Here is a 21081-nt window from a genome sequence, read left to right as displayed (position 1 = left end):
CCTCGTCAACTTCGGAGCCGCGTTCTACGGGCCAACCGCTAAAATCTGGTGACCGGAGTCTAGACTTTAAGACGTTTCACCGCGTCCAGCGTCAGCTTGACGTGCTGCGCCGCGTCCAGGTCGCTGTGGACATAGGCGATCTTTCCGTCGCGCCCGATGACATAACTGGTGCGGTTCGTCACATCGCGGCCCTGCACCTGCCGCCCGAGCGCCACGTCATAGCCCTTGACCACCGCCGGACCGGCGCTCGCCACCGCGAATTTCCCTGCGCATTCCTTGGCGGAGAATTTTACCAACGCGTCGACCGGATCGGCCGACATCCCGACGACGGTCGCGCCCGCCTTGCGGAACGCGTCGACATTCTGCGCGAATGCTTGCGCCTCGGCGTTACAGCCCGGCGTGAACGCGGCCGGGAAGAAATACAGCACCACCGGTCCGCGCTTCAGCAACGCCGCCAGATTGACCGTCGTCACCTTCCCCGCAATCGCGCCGCGCGTCGTGAAGTCGGGGGCCTTCGCGCCCGGCGCGAGCGCCGCGCTGGCGGACCCGGCGAATGCGAAGGCGGCGGCGAGGGCGAGGATCGGGCGCATCGGGATTCTCCAGCGGATGTGGCGCGACCCTAGACCCGCTACAGCGCGACGCAAGCACTGGGTCAGACTTTGGCGAACGGATCGTAGCTGCCGAAACTCCAGACATTTCCTTCCGGATCGCGCGCCGAATAATGCCGCCCGCCATAATTGGCATCGTGCGGGGCCATGAAGATGTCCGCGCCCGCCGCCTTCGCGCGTCCGGCGTGCGCATCGACGTCGTCGATCGTGACGTACGGGGCCTGCGTGTTCCCGCGCGCGTCGGCCACCGTCACCATCGGCGCGGCGAGCGCATAATCGCTGCGCGCGACACTGCTCAGCATGATCATCTGCCCCTCGCGCACCAGCTGGGCGTGCTGGACGATGCTCGCGTCGTCGGCGTCGCGGTGATCGGCATGGACCGTGAACCCGAACGCCTCGCACAGAAACGCGATCGCGGCGGGCGCGTCGCGATAGCGCAGGCAGGGGATGATCGCGGGCTTGATCGGCATGATTCGTCTCCTTCGCGCGCGATCATGATCCTCAACCGGCGCAGCGGTCTTGAACATTTGCGCCTAGTCATGCCGCACCCCGCCCGCCGCGGGGATCAGCCGCGCGCGCAGGTCGGCCGGAGTCGTCGCCGCCAGCCGCCGCACGTCGCGCGTCAGATGCGCCTGATCGGCGTAACCAGCCGCCGCCGCATGTTCCGCCAGAGTCTCGTCAGGCTGCGTCGCTAGACCTTCAGCGAACCGCTCGAACCGCGCCAGCCGCACCACCGCGCGCGGCAGCAGACCGGTCGCGTCGCGCACCCGCCGCGCCAGCCGCTTGCGGCTCCACCCCAGCGCATCCGCCGCGCGTTCCACCGGCCGCGGCCCGGCGCGTCCCAGCATTCCCAACGCGGCGTGCACCCCGGCATCCACCGCCATCCCGCCCGCCCGCCCCGTCACGAACCGGTCGAGCAGACCGAACCGCGCGTCGTCGTCCGCCGCCTCGGCCAACCGCTCGCCCAGCACGCGCACCGCGCCCGGCAGGTCGCTCAGCCGCACGACGCGATCGCCAAGGTCGGCGATCGAGACGCCCAGCAAGGCCGCCAGCCGCGGGACCGGCAGGTGGATATGCACCCCCGCCATGTCGCCGGTCGATCGCGACAGCGACGTCGCCTCCGCCATCCCCCCGGCGAACCCCTCGCCCGCCGCGAACAGATGCGACTGCCCAAGCGCGTCGACGATCTCCAGCGGCGCGCCAAGGTTGACGATGAACACGCCCCCGGTCGACGCCAGCTCGCGCCGCGTGCTGAAGCTCTGCGTCCGCTCGGTCCACGCTGCATAACGATCGACGATTCCCGCCAGCGCGGGCGCAGGCCGGACCTCCGCGATCCGCCACCGGTCGCGCCCGTCGTCATGCGATCGCACACGGATCGGACGAATCGTCATGGACACGGATGGTAGCGCCGCGTGCCCACGCACGATAGGGCGTGCCCCATGCCGATCCGCCAGTCCGACATCGATCTCGCCCACCGCCTCGCCGACGCTGCGGGCGACGCGATCCGCCCGTATTTCCGCACCCCCCACGGCCTGGAGATGAAGGCCGACAGCTCTCCCGTCACGCTAGCCGACCGCGCCGCCGAATCCGCCATGCGCCGCATCCTCGACGCCGAACGCTCGGGCGACGGCATCGTGGGCGAGGAATTCGGCGTGAAGGACGGCGTCACCGGCCGGCAATGGGTGCTTGATCCGATCGACGGCACCCACAGCTTCATTGCGGGCCGCGCGATCTTCGGCACGCTGATCGCGCTGGTCGAGGACGGCTGGCCGATGCTCGGCGTGATCGACCAGCCGGTGCAGCGCGAACGCTGGATCGGCGCGGCGGGGCGACCCACGACGCTGAACGGCGCGCCCGTCCGGACCCGCGCATGCGCAGACCTGAGCGGCGCGGCGCTCGCCACCACCAGCCCGCACCTCTTCGCCGACGACGACGTGCAGCACTATATGGCGCTCGCCGCCGCGGTCACGCGCGGACGGCATGGCCCGCTCTACGGCGGCGATTGCTACAATTATGCCTTGCTCGCGAGCGGCCACCTCGATCTGGTCTGCGAATCCGGCCTGAAGCTCCACGACTTCGCGGCGCTCGTGCCCGTCGTCGAAGGCGCAGGCGGACGAATGTGCGACTGGGACGGCGAACCGCTGACCGCCACCAGCGCCGGCCATGTCCTCGCGATCGGCGACCCCGCCCGCACCGACGACGTGCTCGAGGCGCTGCGCAGCGTGCCGCACCCACACTGAGCCATTAAGTCGACCGCAGGATCAATCGTACCGTTTCCTCGGGCTGGTCCCACATCGGAAAATGCCCGCATCGATCGAACCAGTGCAGCGTCGCCGCCGGGAACGCGGCCATCGCGCGTTCGGCCTGACGCGGCAGGCACAACCGATCCTGGCGTCCCCAGCCGATCGTCACTCGTCCGGATGCGGATGCCGCGGGGCCGGTCTGTTCCGGTCCATCGCCCAGATCGCGCACCAGCGCATCGAGCGTCGGCGTCGTCGCAAAGCTCTGCAACTCGGTCGCGACCATCTTGCCATCAAGCGCCCACGGCCGCGCCGACAATTGCGCCAGCAATGCGGTACGGCCAACGCCGCTGGAGGCAATCGTCGGCAACGCGAGCCGCAACGCACGCAGCAGTTTCCCCGACGCGCCGATCGTCGTCTTGAAGAAATTGCGTTCCCACCCGCGCCAGAACCCGCCGGGATCGAGCGCGACGACATCGCCCGCCCGCCCGCGCCGCGCGAGTTCGAGCACGATCCGCGCGCCCATCGAGCTGCCGACCATATCGACGCCGTCCAGCCCGGCCGCGGTCAGATATTCCTCGACGCTGCGGACGAGGCCCGCGAACGTTCCGCTATCGCGCTCGGCCGCAACCCCGCCGTGCCCCGGAAGATCGATCACGATCACCTCGCGCTGCGCGGCCAGATCGCTACGGATCGTATCCCATCCGCGCGCGCTGCTGCCCAGACCGTGGATCAGCAGCAGTTTTTCGCCGCTTCCGCTGCGGGTGTCCTGAATCATTCTATCATCCTGATGGTGGCGAAGCCGCAACGCAGCGACGGCGCAAAGGCTGCGATCAGAAAATCCCGAGGAATTTTTTCTTCTGATCCTTCTTCTGCCCCTTTGGCCGCGATCCGTCCTCGCTCGTCGCGGTCGTGCCCTTCCCCACGTCGTCGCGCGCCGCGCCCTTCGTCGTGCGCTGCGCCTTCGCGGTCGCGCCCGCCAGCACCGGGCCGCACGCCGCCGATTTCGCATCCCCCACATCGACGAACGCCAGCACGCCTGCGACCGGCGTCGCCACCAGCATCAGGCCAAGCCCAGCCCCCGCCCGCGCGATCAGATCGGGGCTGATCACGTTCAGCCTGGGGCTGGCGAAATATCCCCCCACCCCGACCGGCGACTGGCCCGAGAACAGGCTGAACTTCTTCCCGTCCGCACGGAACGCCAGATCGACTGCCTCGGTGCGGAAGCTGAAACCGCCGCGTCCGACGATCACGTTTTTGGTCGTGTCGATCAGGATCGGATCGGCCGCCGCGACCCCGTTCCGCACCGTGAACCCGACCAGCCCGCAATTGAGCTGCACCGGTTTCTCCAGCTTGTTCTCGAACATCTTCTGCACGAACGTGCCGAGATCGAGCTCGGCCAACTGCACGTTGCGCGTCCACAGGCTGCCGGCCGGCATCACGAACGCGATCCGCCCGCGCGCGGTGCTGAGCGAATCATGGATCGTGTCGCCGCGCCCGTTCAGCTGGATGCGCCCGCGGATCGTGCCCGTCGTCCCCGATTCGGAGACGCCCCATCCGGCCAGTAACCGCCCCATCGGCGTCGGCGCCAGCCGAATGTCGTAACTCACCGCGCTCGGCCGCGGCCGCGTGTCGAAGATCACATCGCTCGCCACATTCCCACGCGCCATCGCAAACGTCAGCGGCGACAACGCCAGCCGACCGCGCTCCAGATCGAGCGTCAGGTCCACGTTGGAGATCGGCACCTTGCGCGATTTCACCAACCCGACCGTCCACTTCAAATCGGCGTCGAACCGCTGCATCGTCGCGACCGGCCATGCCGCATCGGGCATCAGCCGCATCGGCCCCGCGCCGGTCGCCGCCGCCGCCGCGACCGCGCCCTTCGCCTCCACGATGTCGGGGTTGAAACCGATGAACGGCGCAGCGTCGACGATATCCAGCGCCCTAGTCGCCATCACCGCATCCATGTGGATACGCGGGCCAACCGTCACCGTCAGCCGCCCCGCGAGATCGCTCGCGCCCGCCACGCCGGTTATCCGCGTGAAGCGATATTCGTCGCCCGACTTCACCATTTGACCACGCAGACGATAGTCGCGCGTCTGCGGGATGACGACGCCGATGATCTGCATCAGCTCCGCCATGTTCCGCCCGCGCGCCGCGGTGCGCAGCGGCGCGTCCTCTATATCGGCAATCGACGGCAACGTGCCCGCCACATCGATCACGTTGTTCGCCGCCCGCGCGCGCAGCACCAGTTCATTCTTCCCGCGATTGGCCGTCGCATCGGGCGATAGCAGCCGCGCGACCACGGTGAACGGCGTCGCGCGGATCGTCCCGCCGCCCGTCACCCCGACAGCTCGCCCGATCCGCGCATCGACCGACCGGATCGGATCGATCTTCAGGTCCGCCAGCACCTGCAATCGCGGATCGCGATACCGCACCGTCGTGCCCGTCACGTTCGCCACGTCGATACGTGGAAATTCCAGCGGCTTGCCGCCCTTCTTCTCGCTGAACGTCCACGTATTGCGGTCGTGCGCCCCATTCCACTCCAGATCCGCCGCGCCGTTCGTCAGGTCGAGCGCGTAGATACGCCGCTTCCCGAACAGCAACGACAAGGGCGCGATTCGCGCGTCGATCTTCTCCGCCGCGAAAAGATCCGGCCGCGTCGCCCACGCCGGATTCGAAAGCGTCAGTCCCTCGGCATAAAATTTGATCCTCAGCGGCGCGAAATAGAGCTGGAAATCGCCCTTCACCGTCACCGTTCTGTCGGTCATCCGCCCGACGATCGATTCGAACGGCCCCTTCAGGAATCGCCCCTTGGTGATATACAGCACCAGCCAGATCAGCGCGGGGATCGCGATAATGGCGATGACGGTATTACGGACGATCCGCCGCCGCCGGGCGTGCGGGTCTTGCGGGTCTTGCGGGGGCGTCGCGGGCGCCTCGATACGCTGGGCGGCCATTTCCATTCTCCCCAAGCGCATGAATGTCGTGACGGTTCCGCATCGGTTGCATTCCGCGCGACCCCTCGCTAAGGGGCGCGCTTCGCAAAAGCGATGCGTGAAAGGACTGCCCGGCCATCAAGGGCTGCCGCGGCTGTCCGTTGCATTGCGTACGTAAGGAGTGAAAATGCCCAAGCTGAAGACCAAGAGCGGCGTCAAGAAACGCTTCAAGCTCACCGCCACCGGCCTGCTCAAGCACGGCGTCGCCGGAAAGCGCCACCGTCTGGCGCACCATAATGGCAAATACATCCGTCAGAACCGCGGCACCAAGTTGCTGTCGAAGGCGGATACCGCGGCTGTAAAGTCGTGGGCGCCCTACGGCCTCGGTTGAGCGGAAGGAATTAGACAATGGCACGCGTCAAACGGGGTGTAACCACCCGCGCCAAGCACAAGAACATCCTGGAACTGGCCAAGGGCTACCGGGGTCGTCGCAAGAACACCATCCGCGTCGCGCGGCAGGCGGTCGAAAAGGCCGGCCAATACGCCTACCGCGACCGCAAGGTGAAGAAGCGCACCTTCCGCGGCCTGTGGATCCAGCGCATCAACGCCGGCGTCCGCGCCGAGGGTCTGACCTATTCGCAGTTCATGCACGGGCTGAAGCTCGCCGGCATCGAACTCGACCGGAAGGTCCTGGCCGACATCGCAATGCACGAGGAAGCGGCCTTCACCGCCATCATCGCGCAGGCGAAGGCGGCGCTTCCAGCCGCAGCCTGAATTAGCGCAGCTAATTCAGGACTCGGCCAAGCCGGGCAGCGGAGCCGCGAAGCGGTTCCGTCTGACGGGTTGGCCGGTTGTGAAATGCGGGGCGTCGGTGGCAACACCGGCGCCCTTTTCGTTTGCCATCGGCGTCGTTAGAGCGAAGCCACGCCAACTAGTCCTCCCCCGTTCGTCCTGAGTAGGGACTGAGCGAAGGCGAAGGCCCGTATCGAAGGACACGCCCGGACGACTGTCCTTCGATACGCCGCTTCGACTTCGCTCAGCGGCTACTCAGGACGAACGGGTTTTGAGAGAACCGCATGACCGACCTGAACGACCTCCGCCAGCATATGATCGCCTCGATCGACGCCTGTTCGGGTCTCGACGCGCTCGAAACCGCGCGGGTCGAGGCGCTCGGCAAGCAAGGCCGCATCACGCAATTGCTGAAGACGCTGGGCGGGATGACCCCCGACGAACGCCAGGCGCAAGGCCCGGCGATCCACGCTTTGCGCGAATCGGTCACCGCCGCGCTCGCTGCGCGCAAGGCGACGCTGGAACAGGCCGCCCTCGACGCGCGGCTCGCCGACGAACACATCGACATGACGCTCCCGGTCGACGCGCCGCTTGGCGGCACGATCCATCCCGTCTCGCAGGTGATGGACGAACTCGCCGAAATCTTCGCCGACCTGGGCTTCGCGGTCGCCACCGGCCCGGAGATCGAGGACGATTGGCATAACTTCACGGCATTGAATATCCCGGAGACGCACCCGGCGCGCGCGATGCACGACACCTTCTATCTCGCGGGCGAACATGAGCGGCCGATGGTGTTGCGTACGCACACCTCCCCCGTCCAGATCCGCGCCATGAAAGCGGCAGGCGGGAACCAGCCGATCCGCATCATCGCCCCCGGCCGCACATATCGCAGCGACAGCGACGCCACGCACACGCCGATGTTCCATCAGGTCGAAGGGTTGGTGATCGACAAGGGCATCACGCTCGGCCACCTCAAATGGACGCTGGAGACGTTCCTGCGCGCCTTCTTCGAACGCGACGACGTGGTCCTCCGCCTGCGCCCCAGCTACTTCCCGTTCACCGAACCCTCGGCCGAGGTCGACGTCGGTTATTCGGTGGTGAAGGGCAAACGCGTCATCGGCGGGTCCGAAGGCTGGATGGAGGTGCTCGGCAGCGGCATGGTCCACCGGACCGTGCTGGAGGCGGGCGGCTACGACCCCGCCGAATGGCAGGGCTTCGCGTTCGGCTGCGGGATCGACCGGCTCGCGATGCTGAAATACGGCATGGACGACCTGCGCGCCTTCTTCGACGGCGATATCCGCTGGCTGAAACACTATGGCTTCTCGTCGCTCGACGTGCCCACGCTGTCGGGGGGAGTCGGCGCATGAAATTCACCCTATCCTGGCTCCACGACCACCTCGACACGACTGCCTCGCTCGACGAGATCGTCACCGGCCTGACCCGCATCGGGCTGGAGGTCGAAGGCGTCGACAATCCCGGCGCAAAACTAGCCGCCTTCAAGGTCGCGCGCGTGCTGACCGCCGAACGCCACCCGCAGGCCGACAAGCTGCAGGTGCTGTCGGTCGACGCCGGCGACGGGCCGCTACAGGTCGTCTGCGGCGCACCCAACGCGCGCGCGGGGATGATCGGCGTCTTCGGCCCGCCCGGCGCCTATGTCCCCGGCAGCGGGTTCGAACTGAAGGTCGCCGCGATCCGCGGGGTCGAATCGAACGGCATGATGTGTTCGACGCGCGAGCTGGAGCTGGGCGACGAGCATGACGGCATCATCGAACTCCCCGCCGACGCGCCCGTTGGCACGCCCTATCCCGACTACGCCGGGCTGAACGACGCGGTCATCGACGTGGCGATCACGCCCAATCGCCAGGACTGCATGGGCGTCCGCGGCATCGCGCGCGACCTCGCCGCGGCGGGACTCGGCACGCTGAAGGCGTTGAACGTCGAACTGGTTTCGGGTGAAGGCCCCGGCCCCAACGTCCGCACCGACGACCCCGAAGGCTGCCCCGCCTTCTACGCCCAATCCGTCACCGGCGTCGCGAACGGCCCCGCGCCCGAACGGATGCGCCGCCGCCTCACCGCGATCGGGCAGAAGCCGATCTCGGCGCTGGTCGACATCACCAACTACGTCTCGGTCGACCTCGGCCGCCCGCTGCACGTCTATGACAGGGCCAAACTCGTCGGCGGGCTGGTAGCTCGGAAGGCGAAGCAAACTGACAATGAACCGCCGTTCACCGCGCTCAACAACAAAGACTACATCCTAAGTCCAGATATGACCGTCATCTCCGATGAAGTGCGAGTCCACGACATCGGCGGCATCATGGGCGGCGAGCATTCGGGCGTGTCCGACACGACCACCGAAGTCATCATCGAATGCGCGTATTTCGATCCAGAGAGCATCGCGCGGACGGGTCAGAAACTCATGCTGACCAGCGACGCGCGCCAGCGCTTCGAACGCGGCGTCGACCCCGCCTTCCTCGACGACGGGTTAGCGATCGCCACGCGCCTCGTCCTCGACCTGTGCGGCGGAACGCCCAGCGAAGTCACCCGCGCAGGCGAACCCCCGCTCGGCATGCGCAGCTACGCCTACGAGCCCACGCTCGCTGAAACGCTCGGCGGCCTCGCCATTTCTGCCAACCGGCAGCGGGCGATCCTCGAATCGCTCGGCTTCACGGTCACTGATGAATGGCAGGTCACGCCCCCCAGCTGGCGGCGCGACGTGGACGGCCCCGCCGACCTGGTCGAGGAAGTGATCCGCATCGAGGGGATCGACAACGTCCCCTCCGTGCCGCTGCCGCGCGTCCCCGGCGTCGCCAAGCCCACCGCCACGCCCGAACAAAAACTCGAACGCCGCGTCCGCCGCGCCGCTGCCGCCCGCGGCCTCGACGAGGCGGTGACGTGGAGCTTCCTGTCCGATGCTGACGCCGCACCGTTCGGCGGTGGCGCGTGGACCGTCGCGAACCCGATCAGCGAAGACCTGAAAGTCATGCGTCCGTCGTTGCTGCCAGGGCTTCTCTCGGCCGCCGCGCGCAATCAGAAGCGTGGCGCGGGAACCGCCCGCCTGCTCGAGATCGGCCGCCGCTACCTCGCCGACGCAGAACGCGCCACCCTCGGCCTCGTCCTGGCGGGCGACCGCCGCCACCGCGGCTGGCAATCCGGCAAGGCCCAACCCTTCGACGCGTTCGACGCCAAGGCCGAGGCGCTCGCCCTCCTCGCCGCCGCCGGCGCCCCGCTCGAAAACCTGCAGGTCATGGGGGACGCCGGCGACGCCTGGCACCCCGGCCAGTCAGGCACGCTCCGCCTCGGCCCGAAAACCATCCTCGCCGCCTTCGGCATGGTTCACCCCAACGTGCTGAAAACGTTCGACCTCGATGGCGCGGTAGCGGCAGTCGAACTTTACCTCGACGCCATCCCCCCGAAACGCGCCACAGGCTTCATGCGCCCGGCCTACAGCCCGCCAACGCTCCAGCCCGTCCGACGCGACTTCGCCTTCACCGTCCCCGCCGACCTCGCCGCCGACACCCTCTTCCGCGCGGTGAAGGGCGCTGACAAGGCGACGATCACCGCCGCCCGCGTCTTCGACGTGTTCGAACGAGACGGCGACAAATCCATGGCGATAGAGGTCATCCTCCAGCCCGGCGACAAGGCCTTCGTCGAGGCCGAACTGAAGGCGATCGCCGACCGGATCGTCGCCGCCGCCGCCAAGCAGGGAGCGACGTTACGTGGCTGAGTGGATCACCATCGCCTCAGATCACCTGTCCGCCGCGATCAACCCGGTCGGCGCGGAGCTGTCGTCGCTAAAGGACGCCGACGGCCGCGAACTGATGACCGACGCGAACCCGGCCTTCTGGGGCGGTCGTGCGCCGTTGCTGTTTCCCGTCGTCGGCCAGCCATCGCACGACACGATCCGCATCGACGGCCGCGAATACCCGATGAAGAAGCACGGTTTTGCCCGCCGCTCGCTCTTCGACCTGACCGACCACACGGCCGACAACGCAACCTTCACGCTGTCCGACAGCGACGAAACGCGCACGCACTATCCCTTCGCGTTCCAGTTAGAGGTCACGTTCCACATCGACGCCGCGACGCTCCACATCGACGTGACGATCCACAACCCCGGCAACGCCCCGCTCCCGGCCAGTTTCGGCTTCCACCCCGCCTTCGCCTGGCCCTTGCCCTATGGCCGCGCGCGGGAAGATCACCGCACCATCTTCGTCGCGGACGAACCCGACGCGCTGAAGATACTCGCTGCCGATGGCACGATATCCCCCGGCGACCGCCCCTCGCCGCTCGAAAACCGAACGCTGCGCCTGGCCGACGACCTGTTCGCCGACGATGCGCTGATCTGGAGCAACGTCCGTTCCGATCGCGTGACCTATGGCGCGAGCAGCGGCCCGCAACTCGACATCGCCTTCCCCGACACGCCCAAGCTGGGCATCTGGACGAAGCCCGGCGCACATTTCGTCTGCGTCGAGCCGTGGCACGGCATCGCCGACCCTGAAGGTTACACCGGCGAGTACCGCGACAAGCCCGGCGTGTTCGAGATCGCACCGGGCGGTGCGAAGCGAATCGGCATGAGCGTTATGTTGGTGCCGTAGCGATCCACCACAAATCCGCTCATCCTGAGGAGCGGCTGAGCCTGTCGAAGACGCGTCTCGAAGGACGGTGCTTCGAGACGGCATTTCGACAAGCTCAATGCCTCCTCAGCATGAGCGGTTCTGGATTACAGTCATGACCACCTTCCCCCGCCGCACCTTCGCGATCATCTCGCACCCCGACGCCGGCAAGACCACGCTCACCGAAAAGCTGCTCTACTTCGGCGGCGCGATCCATCTCGCGGGCGAAGTGAAAGCGCGCGGCCAGAACCGCCGCGCCCGGTCCGACTGGATGAAGATTGAACAGCAGCGCGGCATCTCGGTCACCTCATCGGTGATGACGTTCGAGCGCGAAGGGATCACCTTCAACCTGCTCGACACGCCGGGTCACGAGGACTTCTCCGAAGACACCTACCGCACCCTAACCGCAGTCGATTCTGCCGTGATGGTGATCGACGCCGCGAAGGGCATCGAGCCGCAGACGCGCAAATTGTTCGAGGTCTGCCGCCTACGCTCGGTCCCGATCATCACCTTCGTCAACAAGGTCGATCGCGAAGGCCGCCCGATCTTCGAACTGCTCGACGAAATCGCGGATATGCTCGCGCTCGACGTGTGCCCGATGAACTGGCCGATCGGCATGGGCGGCGAATTTGAAGGCGTAATGGACCTGAAGACGCGCCGCATCAGCCGCCCCGATGGCGACAGCCGCACGTTTCTGGGCACGACCGACGACGCGCCGCTGTCAGAGCGCTTCGCCGAGGAAGTGGAACTGGCCGAAATGGGCTATGCTGCGTTCGACGCAGAAGCGTACCGTCACGGCGACCTGACGCCGGTCTATTTCGGCTCCGCGCTGAAAGATTTCGGCGTCGCCGAATTGATCGGCGCGCTCGCCGACTACGCCCCGCCCCCGCGCCCGCAACCCGCCGAACCCGCCCCCGTCTCGCCCGACAATCCCGAAGTCACCGGTTTCGTGTTCAAGGTACAGGCGAACATGGACCCCAACCACCGCGACCGCATCGCCTTCATGCGACTGTGTTCGGGCGTGTTCAAACGTGGCATGAAGCTGACGCCATCGGGATCGGGCAAGCCACTAGCGGTGCATTCGCCGATCCTGTTCTTCGCGCAGAATCGCGAGGTCGCGGACGAGGCGTTGCCAGGCGACATCATCGGTATCCCCAACCACGGCACCTTGCGGGTCGGCGACACCCTGTCCGAACGCAACGACGTACGCTTCACCGGCCTGCCGAATTTCGCGCCTGAAATCCTGCGCCGCGTCCAGTTGAAAGATCCGACCAAGACCAAGCAACTCCGCAAGGCGCTCGACGACATGGCCGAGGAAGGCGTGACGCAAGTTTTTTATCCAGAGATCGGATCGAACTGGATCATCGGTGTCGTCGGCCAACTCCAGCTAGAAGTGTTGCTCTCGCGGCTCGACGCGGAATACAAGGTCGCCGCAGGGCTCGAACCCGCGCCGTTCGAAACCGCGCGCTGGGTCTCGGCAGCGGATGCGGCGGACCTGAAGGCGTTTACCGACCTCAACCGCTCCGCGATGGCCAAGGATCGCGACGGCAACCCGGTGTTCCTCGCCAAAAGCGCGTGGGAGGTCGGCTACATCGCCGATCGCTACCCCAAGGTGACCTTCGCGGCGACGCGCGAACGATAGGCGGTCCGCCAATCCCGTCGGCCCCACGACGGCTGGGCGGAGAGGCGCTGCAAATTAGTCCGCGTCGAGGGCAGTCTTCAGGCGGTCGCGGATCGTGCGCAACGGATCGCGGGCTGTCGGCGCAACAATTGGCTCGCTGCCGCCCCCGCCTTTGCCTTCGCTGGCCAGCAATTTCTGGACGCCCTTTACGGTATACCCGTCGCTATTCAGCAACCGGTCGATCCGCGCGATCAACGCGACATCCTCGGGCCGATAATATCGCCGGTTACCGGCCCGCGTCAGCGGCTTCAGCTGCGGAAATCGGGTTTCCCAGTAACGCAGGACGTGCTGCGGCAGCCCCGTCGATTTCGAGACCTCGCCGATGGTCCGGAACGCGCCGGCGGCTTTGGTCTCGGCGTCGGTCACTGCCCTGCGTTGACGATGCGTTCGCGCATCATCTGGCTGGCGCGGAACGTCAGCACGCGTCGCGGCGCGATCGGCACTTCGACACCCGTCTTGGGGTTGCGCCCGACGCGTTCGCCCTTGTCGCGCAGCACGAAGGTGCCGAACCCCGACACCTTGACGTTCTCGCCGTTGGCGAGCGCGTGACACAATTTCTCCAGGATTTGTTCGACGATCCGGCCCGAATCGGCGCGCGACAGCCCCACCTGACGGTGCAGCGCCTCGGCCAGATCGGCCCGCGTCAATGTTCCTGCCTCGCTCATCGATAAGCTCCCCCGAAGCGCGTTGAACTCATTGAAGTCTATCACTTCAATCGAGTCGTAAAAAGAGCCTTCGCCCCAAACTCGTTGCGTATCAGAAACGGATCACCGACGCACCCCAGGTGAAGCCGCCGCCCATCGCCTCCAGCACGACGATGTGCCCCGGCTTGATGCGGCCATCACGCACGGCGGTGTCGAGCGCCAGCGGTACCGATGCGGCGGACGTGTTGGCGTGCTGGTCGACCGTAACGACGACCTTTCCCGGCGCGAGACCCAGCTTGCGCGCCGTCGCATCCAGGATGCGCGCGTTCGCCTGATGCGGAACGACCCAGTCGACGTCATCCGACGTCAGACCTGCCAGCGCGAGCGATTCGCCCATCACCGCGGCCAGATTGACGACCGCATGGCGAAAGACCTCGCGCCCCTTCATCCGTAATTTCCCAACGGTACCCGTCGTGGAAGGCCCGCCGTCGACGTAAAGCAAATCGTTGTGCCGCCCGTCGGCGTGCAGCTTCGTAGCCAGAATCCCCCGCGCGCCGGGATCGGTCACGTCGTCGACGCTCTCGCGCGCCTCCAGCACGATCGCGCCCGCGCCATCGCCGAACAATACGCAGGTGGTGCGATCTTCCCAGTCGAGAATACGGCTGAAGGTTTCCGCACCGATCACCAGCGCGCGCTCCGCGGCGCCAGCGCGGATCATGCTGTCGGCGACCTGCACCGCATACAGGAACCCGGAACACACCGCCGCCACATCGAACGCGACGCAATCGTCGATGCCCAGCATCGCCTGCACCTTGGTCGCCGTGGCGGGAAAGGTCTGATCCGGCGTCGCCGTCGCCAGCACGATCAGGTCGATATCGGCCGGTGCCAGCGACGCCGCGGTCAGCGCCGCGCGGCACGCATCGACCGCCAACGTCGCGGTCGTCTCACCCTCGCCTGCAATGTGGCGAAAACGGATGCCGGTGCGCTCGACGATCCATTCGTCGGTGGTGTCGACCTGTTCCGCCAGTTCGGCGTTCGACACGCGACGCGCCGGCAGCGCCGAGCCTGTTCCCGTCAGGACCGCGCGGATCATGCCGCCTGCTTCTCGAAATTGCCGAGATCTTCAGCGATACGCCGCGCCAGATCGGCCTTCACCATCTTCGCCGCATTACCGATCGCGGTCGCCACCCCGCGCTCGTTCGCGCCGCCGTGGCTCTTCACCACAAGCCCGTTGAGCCCCAGGAAAACCGCGCCGTTGTGATTGTTGGGATCGAGGTGGTCGCGCAGCAATTCGGTGGCCGGACGCGAGATCAGAAATCCGATCTTGGACCGCACCGAACTGCGGAACGCGCGCTTCAGCAGATCGGCGACAAAGCGCGCGGTGCCCTCGGCCGTCTTCAGCGCAATATTGCCCGAAAAGCCGTCGCATACGATCACGTCATGTTCGCCGCGCGACAGCCGGTCGCCCTCGACGAAGCCCTCGAACCGCATCGGCAGGTGCGTCGCCAAACGCAGCGCCTGCGCCGCGTCGCGGATCACCTCGGTGCCCTTCTGATCCTCGCTGCCGATGTTCAGCAACGCGACGCGGGGGGAGGCGAGGTCCATCGTAGTGCGCGCATAGGCCGCGCCCATGACCGCGAACTGAACGAGGTTCTTCGCCTCGACCTCGGTATTCGCACCTAGGTCCAGCACGACGACATCGTTATCGCCCAGCGTCGGCAGCATCGCGGCGAGCGCAGGACGGTCGATTCCCGGCATCGTGCGCAGCGATAGTTTCGCCATCGCCATCAGCGCGCCGGTATTGCCCGCGGACACTGCGGCCCCGGCGCGACCCTTTTTCACGCAATCGATCGCGATGCCCATCGAGGTCGTTTTTGCGCGGCGCATCGCCTGACCGGCCTTCTCGCTCGATCCGACCACGCCGGGGGCATGGACGATCTCGCTGTTCTGCAGCAGGTTCGGATGCGCCTTCAGCCCCTCGCTGATCGCGGTTTCGTCGCCGACCAGCAGGAAATGCATTCCCTCATGCCGCCGCCGCGCCAGCGCAACGCCGGCGAGCATGACCGCAAGCCCGACATCGCCGCCCATCGCATCGACGGCGATCCAGGAACTGTCGGCCATTGCGGTACGCACTCCTGTCAGGCTTGAGGGTCTTAACCCTCGACCGAGACGACCTCACGGCCGTTATAATGGCCGCACGCCGAACACAGATTGTGCGGGCGCTTCAATTCGCCGCAGTTCGGGCACTCCTGAAACGCGTCGATCGACAGCGCATCGTGCGAGCGGCGCATGCCGCGGCGGGAGGGGGAAGTCTTTCGCTTGGGGACGGCCATTGCGGCACCTTGATATCTGTTCGCGGGTGCGATGGACCCTAATGACCGCGGACGCAACCGGCGGACACCGGCCGCGCCGGGCAGTCGGGCGCATCGCGAAGTGACGCGCCTATAGCGAGAATCGCCCGCGTTGCAACCCGCGCCAGCCAGTGCCACGTTCGCGGATCAACGCCAGGGGGATCAATACTCATGCTGCTGCCCGTCACGCTCGTCATCGCAGGCGCCTGCGCGATCATCAACCTGTGGCTCGCGATTCGACTGGTCCGCGGCCGCGTGACGGGAAAGGTCATGATGGGCGACGGCGGTGTGCCGACGATGGTGTCGGGGATGCGCGCGCACGCCAACTTCACCGAATATGCGCCGATCTTGCTGATCCTGATCGCGCTCATCGAACTGGCGCGCGGGCCCTCGCCGTATTTGTGGGCGCTGGGATTCGTCTTCGTGCTCGCGCGAATCGCCCACCCGTTCGGCATGGACCGTGAAGGCCCGAACCCGTTCCGCGCTGGCGGTGCGATGGGAACCTGGGCGGTGACGGCGATCCTCGCGGGCTGGGCGCTGGTGATCGCTTATCAGGCCGAGGTGAAACAGCCCACGATCGAGGAAGTGCCGGTCGAGGTCGTGCCGAGCGCGTAATTTGCGGTTCGGCTGAGGCCGAACCGAGACGATGCCAGCCCGCTGCCCCGCCCCGCCTCTCAAAACAGTATTTTGAATCGGAGGCGGGGCGGGGCAACGGGCTGGCGCCGCCTCACGCGTGAGCGCGTCAAGGAATTACGCCGACAATGCCTTGTCACTCACAAACATATTCCACTGCCGCTCATGCGCAAAAGTACTGGGCTTGCCATGACCGGGGATAAAGGCGGTTTCGTCGCCCAGCGGCCACAGCTTGGTCACGATCGATTCGATCAACTGCTTGTGGTTGCCCTGCGGCAGATCGGTCCGCCCGACGGAACCCTGGAACAGCACGTCGCCCACCTGCGCGAATTTCGACGGCGCATGATGGAAGATCACGTGCCCTGCGGTGTGCCCCGGCGTATGATAGACATTGAGCGTCAGGTCGCCGACCGTGACGGTATCGCCGTCGACCAGCCACCGATCGGGCTCGAACACCACCCCACGGATTCCCCAATTCTTGCCGTCCTCGTCCAGCCGCGCGAGCCAGAACCGGTCATCTTCATGCGGCCCCTCGATCTCTACGCCGAGCTCGTCGGCCAGCGGCTTCGCCTCCCCCGCATGATCGATATGCCCGTGCGTCAGCAGCACCTTCTCGACCGTAACCCCGGCCTGCGCGATCGCCGATTTGATCCGCGGGATGTCGCCGCCCGGATCGATCACCGCCGCCTTCATCGTGCGCGTACACCATAGCAAGGTGCAATTCTGCTCGATCGGGGTGACGGTTACGATCATTACGCCGATCGGCGACGGTGCGGCGCTCACTTCGTTTTCCCGCTGAGCAGATTGTTCTGCCAGAACGTCAACCCGACCAGCGTCGAATAATCCCGGTTTTCCTTCTTGGCATAGCCATGCCCCTCATCCGCCGCGACCAGATGCCAGGCCGCGCCGCCGTTCGCGCGCACCGCCGCGACCATCTGGTCCGCCTCCGATTTCGGCACGCGCGGATCGTTCGCGCCCGTCACGACCAGCAGCGGGATCTTCAGTTCCTTCACGCGCGTGATCGGCGAAATCTCGATCAGCTTCGCCTTTTGCTGCGCGTCGCGTTCATCGCCATATTCGACCCGCCGCAGGTCGCGGCGATAGCTTTGCGTATTCTCCAGGAACGTCACGAAATTGGAGATCGCGACAGTGCACAGCGCCCCCCTCAGCTCCGCCCCATAACGGATCGCCGACGCGTAGCACATATAGCCGCCGTAACTGCCGCCCTGCACCCCGATCTTCGCGGCATCGATCCCGCGATCCTTCTTCAGCGCCGTCAGATACGCGCCGATATCCTTCAACGAATCCTCGCGCTTGAACGGCCCGTTGTCGAGGCTGACGAAGCGCTTGCCGTAACCGGTCGACCCACGAACGTTCGGGTAAAACAGGGCGATGCCGAGTTCGTTGAGATAGTAATTGGCCGCCCCGCGGAAACTCGGCCGCGTCTGCCCCTCCGGCCCGCCGTGGATGTCGATCAGCAGCGGACGCTTGCCGCGAAACTTCTTCGGATCGGGCCGATAGAGGAATCCCGACACCATCTGCCCGTCGAAACTCTTCACCTGCACCAGTTCGGCGGCGACGTTGATCGCGGGGTCCAGTCCCCCGGTTTCGCTCTCGGTCCAGCGCGTCACGGCCAGCGTCGCGGGATCGACCGAATAGGCATCGCCCGGCACCGTTGCCGAGCTGACGCTCAGCCCGATCGCGCCCCACGGTGCGATCTCCAGCCCGCCCGCGACACCCACCGGCAATCCGGTCACATCGCGCGACTGCCCGTTCTTCGGATCAAGCAGCTTCAGCCGCCCGACGCCGTCTTCGTTCACGACATAGGCGATGAACCCGCCGTCCTCGGCGATCGCGAATTCATCGACATCCCATTTCGCCGCCGGCGTCACGGCGGTGAATTTCCGGGTCTTCGGATCTAGCGTCCCCAGTCGCTGCACGTCCGACCCCTCGTCCGACAGCACCCAGAGCGTGCCATCGGGCGCAAAATGTGCGTCGCCATACGCCACGTCCGCCGCCGGATCGGTGATCGGCGTCATCTTTCCCGACGCCAGATCGAGGTAGTACAGCACCGATTTCTGCACCGACAGATATTGCGCGACCACGGCGCGCTTCCCGTCCGGCGCAAAGTCCGCGATGCCCCAACCCCCACCCTTCACCTGTGCGACCAGCCGGTCGGTCTTGGGATTGCGTGGATCGACAACGTACAGGTCGCTGTCGGTACCGTTACGCCGCGTCGAACTGTAGCCGACCAGCTTCCCATCCTTGCTGAACGCGCCGAACTGATTGCGGCTCTTGCCGTCGGTGATCAGCGTCAGCCGTCCGTCCTTCAGCGTGTAGAGCTGAAAGAACTCGCCGCCGCCGACGTCCTTACTGACGACCAGCACGTCGCCCGTTTTCGAATAGCGCGCGCCGCCGATCCGGTCGGCCTCGAACGTGATCTGGCGGCGATCGGCCAGCGGCTGCCGCACGCTATGCAATTGCGCGACATTGGCGAAACGGGTCGAGATCAGGAGCGACCGGTCGACCGGATTCCACGCCACCGCGCTGGCGGATCGCGCCTCCAGATACGGGCGGACCTGCTCGGCGAGCGTCACGGGGATCGCAGGCACGCCGTCGGCAGTGATCGCGGCGGGCTTTGCAACCTGAGCGTGAGCGGGGAGCGCAGTGGCCGCGAGCAATGCGGCGGCAATCGGAAATCGCATGGTTTCTCCACAGATCGGGGGAATGCGGCGACGCTAGCTTGGGCAAGCGCCGCGGGCAACGCGCTTGCCGCACGCGGCGCGGGCGGGCATCAGGCGAGGCAATGCCGTTTCCCGCCCCCTTCGTCCTGCTCGACGACGCGCGCACCGATGGCGCGGCGGCACGGCTCTATCGCAACCCGCACGAGGTGATCGCGGCTGACGATCCAGGCGCAGTAGAGGACGTGCTGGCGCGTATTCGCGCGGCGACGCGTGACGGCCTGCACGCCGCGGGATTTCTGTCCTACGAAGCAGGCCTCGTACTCGAACCGACCGCGCGAGTCGCCGACAACCCGCCCACCCCGCTCGCATGGTTCGGCCTGTTCGACGGCTATGAGGAAATCGCCAGCGCCGACGTTGCGGCGCGGCTTCCCGATCCCGCGGGCGCGTGGGTCGGCGCGCCCAACCCGCTCGTCAGCCGCGACGACTATGACACGATGCTCGCGCGTGTCCTCGCGCTGATCGAGGCGGGCGATGTCTATCAGGCCAACCTCACCTTCCGCGCGTCCGTCCGCTTCGCGGCCGATCCGCTCACGCTCTACGCGGCGATCCGCGGGCGTGCGCAGGCCGGATGGGGCGCGGTGGTCGCGACCGGCGCGCAGACCCTTCTGTCGTTCTCGCCCGAACTGTTCTTCGCCATCGACGGGGGCACGATCACCTGCCGCCCGATGAAGGGTACCGCACGCCGCGAGACCGATCCGGCGCGCGACGCCGCCGCGGCGCTCGCACTGGCAGCCGACGAAAAGCAACGCGCCGAAAATCTCATGATCGTCGATCTGATGCGTAACGATCTGTCGCGCGTCGCTGCGGCGGGTAGCGTCGCGGTGCCCGAACTGTTCGCGGTCGAACATTACCCCACGGTTCATCAAATGACCTCGGTCGTCACAGCCACGCTTTTATTCGGCAAGGACGCGATCGACGCGATCAGTGCGCTGTTCCCCTGCGGCTCGATCACCGGCGCGCCGAAAGTCCGTGCGATGCAGGTGATCGCCGAGATCGAGGGCACGCCACGCGGGCTCTACACCGGCGCGATCGGCCGCTTCGATCCATCAGGCGATGCGCAATTCAACGTCGCGATCCGCACACTGACGATCCCCGCTGGAGCGACGCACGCGACGATCGGCCTCGGCGGCGGGATCGTCGCCGATTCGCAACCCGATTCGGAATGGGACGAAGCGCTGGCGAAGGGCGCGTTTCTGACCCACGGCCAGCGAGTTTTCGATCTGATCGAGACGATGGCGTTCGATCCCGAGGACGGCATCCTGCGGCTGGAACGCCATCTCGCGCGGATGAAGGCCAGCGCCGACACGTTCGGATTCATCTTCGATCGCCACGCCGCACGCAACGAATTGCAGGCGGCGACCTTCCGCTTGCGCGGCGCGGCGCGCGTGCGGTTGCTGCTCGCGCGATCGGGCGCGATCGCGATCCAGACCGCTCCTGCCCCCACCCCACGCACCGAACCGCTGCGCGTCGCGATCGTGCCGCTGCCGGTCGCGTCCGAAGACTTCCGCCTGCGCCACAAGACCAGCGACCGCGCCTTCTACGACGCCGCGCGGATCGCCGCCGGAACGGATGAGGCGCTGTTCGTCGACGCGCACGGATTCCTGACCGAAGGCAGCTTCACCAATATCTTCGTCGAGCGCGACGGCACGCTCGTCACGCCGCCGCTGACCCGCGGTCTGCTCCCCGGAATTCTGCGCAGCGAGTTGACCGACAGCGGCGGCGCGATCGAGGGCGACCTGACGCCCGCCGACCTGACGGATGGCTTCTTCGTCGGCAATGCGCTCCGCGGCCTGATCCCGGCGATTGTTGCGGTTGCGAAATCGGACGCGCCGCGCCTATAGC

Annotated in this window: 21 protein-coding genes; 9 read left to right on the top strand and 12 right to left on the bottom strand. The window is 66.6% G+C overall.

Translation table 11 applies throughout. The features are described from left to right. Window positions 1-59 precede the first annotated feature (59 nt). The 3 genes from M0208_RS12760 to M0208_RS12750 form a co-directional block, all read right to left on the bottom strand. Window positions 60-590, bottom strand: a complete 531-nt coding sequence (locus tag M0208_RS12760; RefSeq protein WP_258892060.1) for a peroxiredoxin — start codon at window positions 588-590, stop codon at window positions 60-62. A gap of 62 nt (window positions 591-652) precedes the next feature. After that, window positions 653-1078 carry a VOC family protein gene (locus tag M0208_RS12755; protein ID WP_258892059.1) on the bottom strand — a complete coding sequence of 142 codons (426 nt, stop codon included), beginning with the start codon at window positions 1076-1078 and terminating at the stop codon, window positions 653-655. 63 nt (window positions 1079-1141) lie between these two features. Beyond that, window positions 1142-1999: a helix-turn-helix domain-containing protein gene (locus M0208_RS12750; protein WP_258892058.1), complete on the bottom strand. Its 858-nt coding sequence runs from the start codon at window positions 1997-1999 to the stop codon at window positions 1142-1144. A gap of 48 nt (window positions 2000-2047) precedes the next feature. On the opposite strand from M0208_RS12750, the gene M0208_RS12745 reads away from it, so the two are divergent. After that, window positions 2048-2848: an inositol monophosphatase family protein gene (locus M0208_RS12745; RefSeq protein WP_258892057.1), complete on the top strand. Its 801-nt coding sequence runs from the start codon at window positions 2048-2050 to the stop codon at window positions 2846-2848. Window positions 2849-2852: 4 nt separating this feature from the next. Here M0208_RS12745 and M0208_RS12740 read toward each other — a convergent pair whose 3' ends face one another. Then, window positions 2853-3626 carry an alpha/beta fold hydrolase gene (locus tag M0208_RS12740; protein ID WP_258892056.1) on the bottom strand — a complete coding sequence of 258 codons (774 nt, stop codon included), beginning with the start codon at window positions 3624-3626 and terminating at the stop codon, window positions 2853-2855. 55 nt (window positions 3627-3681) lie between these two features. After that, window positions 3682-5808: an AsmA family protein gene (locus M0208_RS12735; protein ID WP_258892055.1), complete on the bottom strand. Its 2127-nt coding sequence runs from the start codon at window positions 5806-5808 to the stop codon at window positions 3682-3684. A 166-nt stretch (window positions 5809-5974) separates the two neighbouring features. Between M0208_RS12735 and rpmI the strand changes: the two genes are divergently transcribed. The 6 genes from rpmI (at window position 5975) to M0208_RS12705 (ending at window position 12828) form a co-directional block, all read left to right on the top strand. Further along, window positions 5975-6178, top strand: coding sequence for a 50S ribosomal protein L35 (gene rpmI, locus M0208_RS12730; protein ID WP_258892054.1), 204 nt, complete (start codon window positions 5975-5977; stop codon window positions 6176-6178). A 17-nt stretch (window positions 6179-6195) separates the two neighbouring features. After that, complete coding sequence (gene rplT, locus M0208_RS12725; RefSeq protein WP_258892053.1) at window positions 6196-6561, top strand: 50S ribosomal protein L20; 366 nt, start codon at window positions 6196-6198, stop codon at window positions 6559-6561. 302 nt (window positions 6562-6863) lie between these two features. Continuing rightward, entirely contained in the window at window positions 6864-7943 is a 1080-nt protein-coding gene (gene pheS / locus M0208_RS12720) for a phenylalanine--tRNA ligase subunit alpha (RefSeq protein ID WP_258892052.1), read from the top strand. After that, on the top strand, window positions 7940-10300 hold the full coding sequence (pheT, locus tag M0208_RS12715; protein ID WP_258892051.1) for a phenylalanine--tRNA ligase subunit beta: 2361 nt from the start codon (window positions 7940-7942) through the stop codon (window positions 10298-10300). Before pheS ends, pheT begins: the two co-directional genes overlap by 4 nt. Further along, a complete protein-coding gene (locus tag M0208_RS12710; RefSeq protein WP_258892050.1) occupies window positions 10293-11168 on the top strand; it encodes an aldose 1-epimerase family protein in 876 nt (291 codons plus the stop codon). The genes pheT and M0208_RS12710 overlap by 8 nt, the downstream gene beginning before the upstream one ends. A 133-nt stretch (window positions 11169-11301) precedes the next feature. Then, window positions 11302-12828 (top strand): peptide chain release factor 3, encoded by a 1527-nt coding sequence (locus M0208_RS12705; protein ID WP_258892049.1) that lies wholly within the window; start codon window positions 11302-11304, stop codon window positions 12826-12828. Window positions 12829-12882: 54 nt separating this feature from the next. Here the strand turns inward: M0208_RS12705 and M0208_RS12700 are convergent, their stop codons facing one another. From M0208_RS12700 to rpmF, 5 genes are all read right to left on the bottom strand, one after another. Next, the gene (locus tag M0208_RS12700; protein WP_408988151.1) at window positions 12883-13191 is read right to left on the bottom strand and encodes a MerR family transcriptional regulator; all 309 of its coding nucleotides are present in this window, start codon (window positions 13189-13191) and stop codon (window positions 12883-12885) included. Window positions 13192-13229: 38 nt separating this feature from the next. Continuing rightward, window positions 13230-13532, bottom strand: coding sequence for an integration host factor subunit alpha (locus M0208_RS12695; RefSeq protein WP_258892047.1), 303 nt, complete (start codon window positions 13530-13532; stop codon window positions 13230-13232). A 91-nt stretch (window positions 13533-13623) separates the two neighbouring features. Continuing rightward, entirely contained in the window at window positions 13624-14604 is a 981-nt protein-coding gene (locus M0208_RS12690; RefSeq protein ID WP_258892046.1) for a beta-ketoacyl-ACP synthase III, read from the bottom strand. Then, on the bottom strand, window positions 14601-15632 hold the full coding sequence (gene plsX, locus M0208_RS12685; RefSeq protein ID WP_258892045.1) for a phosphate acyltransferase PlsX: 1032 nt from the start codon (window positions 15630-15632) through the stop codon (window positions 14601-14603). The genes M0208_RS12690 and plsX overlap by 4 nt, the downstream gene beginning before the upstream one ends. A 32-nt stretch (window positions 15633-15664) precedes the next feature. Next, a complete protein-coding gene (gene rpmF / locus M0208_RS12680; protein ID WP_258892044.1) occupies window positions 15665-15844 on the bottom strand; it encodes a 50S ribosomal protein L32 in 180 nt (59 codons plus the stop codon). Window positions 15845-16033: 189 nt separating this feature from the next. Here rpmF and M0208_RS12675 point away from each other — a divergent pair, with 189 nt between their 5' ends. After that, window positions 16034-16477, top strand: coding sequence for an MAPEG family protein (locus M0208_RS12675; protein WP_258892043.1), 444 nt, complete (start codon window positions 16034-16036; stop codon window positions 16475-16477). A gap of 135 nt (window positions 16478-16612) precedes the next feature. On the opposite strand, the gene M0208_RS12670 is transcribed toward M0208_RS12675, so the two are convergent. Further along, the gene (locus tag M0208_RS12670) at window positions 16613-17248 is read right to left on the bottom strand and encodes an MBL fold metallo-hydrolase (protein ID WP_258893246.1); all 636 of its coding nucleotides are present in this window, start codon (window positions 17246-17248) and stop codon (window positions 16613-16615) included. A gap of 26 nt (window positions 17249-17274) precedes the next feature. Then, on the bottom strand, window positions 17275-19200 hold the full coding sequence (locus tag M0208_RS12665) for a prolyl oligopeptidase family serine peptidase (protein WP_258892042.1): 1926 nt from the start codon (window positions 19198-19200) through the stop codon (window positions 17275-17277). A 101-nt stretch (window positions 19201-19301) separates the two neighbouring features. On the opposite strand from M0208_RS12665, the gene pabB reads away from it, so the two are divergent. Continuing rightward, window positions 19302-21080, top strand: coding sequence for an aminodeoxychorismate synthase component I (pabB, locus tag M0208_RS12660; protein ID WP_258892041.1), 1779 nt, complete (start codon window positions 19302-19304; stop codon window positions 21078-21080). Window position 21081: the final 1 nt, after the last annotated feature.

It is taken from the genome of Sphingomonas sp. SUN019 (assembly GCF_024758705.1).
GTDB lineage: Bacteria > Pseudomonadota > Alphaproteobacteria > Sphingomonadales > Sphingomonadaceae > Sphingomonas.
The sequence above is the reverse complement of the archived record's forward strand: the minus strand, read 5'-3'. Positions and strand labels throughout refer to the sequence as shown.

Excerpts from the sequence above, each read along its gene's own strand:
- M0208_RS12760 (WP_258892060.1), bottom strand. The coding sequence starts at position 590 with ATGCGCCCGATCCTCGCCCTCGCCGCCGCCTTCGCATTCGCCGGGTCC.
- M0208_RS12755 (WP_258892059.1), bottom strand. The coding sequence starts at position 1,078 with ATGCCGATCAAGCCCGCGATCATCCCCTGCCTGCGCTATCGCGACGCG.
- M0208_RS12750 (WP_258892058.1), bottom strand. The coding sequence starts at position 1,999 with ATGACGATTCGTCCGATCCGTGTGCGATCGCATGACGACGGGCGCGAC.
- M0208_RS12745 (WP_258892057.1), top strand. The coding sequence starts at position 2,048 with ATGCCGATCCGCCAGTCCGACATCGATCTCGCCCACCGCCTCGCCGAC.
- M0208_RS12740 (WP_258892056.1), bottom strand. The coding sequence starts at position 3,626 with ATGATTCAGGACACCCGCAGCGGAAGCGGCGAAAAACTGCTGCTGATC.
- M0208_RS12735 (WP_258892055.1), bottom strand. The coding sequence starts at position 5,808 with ATGGCCGCCCAGCGTATCGAGGCGCCCGCGACGCCCCCGCAAGACCCG.
- rpmI (WP_258892054.1), top strand. The coding sequence starts at position 5,975 with ATGCCCAAGCTGAAGACCAAGAGCGGCGTCAAGAAACGCTTCAAGCTC.
- rplT (WP_258892053.1), top strand. The coding sequence starts at position 6,196 with ATGGCACGCGTCAAACGGGGTGTAACCACCCGCGCCAAGCACAAGAAC.
- pheS (WP_258892052.1), top strand. The coding sequence starts at position 6,864 with ATGACCGACCTGAACGACCTCCGCCAGCATATGATCGCCTCGATCGAC.
- pheT (WP_258892051.1), top strand. The coding sequence starts at position 7,940 with ATGAAATTCACCCTATCCTGGCTCCACGACCACCTCGACACGACTGCC.
- M0208_RS12705 (WP_258892049.1), top strand. The coding sequence starts at position 11,302 with ATGACCACCTTCCCCCGCCGCACCTTCGCGATCATCTCGCACCCCGAC.
- M0208_RS12695 (WP_258892047.1), bottom strand. The coding sequence starts at position 13,532 with ATGAGCGAGGCAGGAACATTGACGCGGGCCGATCTGGCCGAGGCGCTG.
- M0208_RS12690 (WP_258892046.1), bottom strand. The coding sequence starts at position 14,604 with ATGATCCGCGCGGTCCTGACGGGAACAGGCTCGGCGCTGCCGGCGCGT.
- plsX (WP_258892045.1), bottom strand. The coding sequence starts at position 15,632 with ATGGCCGACAGTTCCTGGATCGCCGTCGATGCGATGGGCGGCGATGTC.
- rpmF (WP_258892044.1), bottom strand. The coding sequence starts at position 15,844 with ATGGCCGTCCCCAAGCGAAAGACTTCCCCCTCCCGCCGCGGCATGCGC.
- M0208_RS12675 (WP_258892043.1), top strand. The coding sequence starts at position 16,034 with ATGCTGCTGCCCGTCACGCTCGTCATCGCAGGCGCCTGCGCGATCATC.
- M0208_RS12670 (WP_258893246.1), bottom strand. The coding sequence starts at position 17,248 with ATGATCGTAACCGTCACCCCGATCGAGCAGAATTGCACCTTGCTATGG.
- M0208_RS12665 (WP_258892042.1), bottom strand. The coding sequence starts at position 19,200 with ATGCGATTTCCGATTGCCGCCGCATTGCTCGCGGCCACTGCGCTCCCC.
- pabB (WP_258892041.1), top strand. The coding sequence starts at position 19,302 with ATGCCGTTTCCCGCCCCCTTCGTCCTGCTCGACGACGCGCGCACCGAT.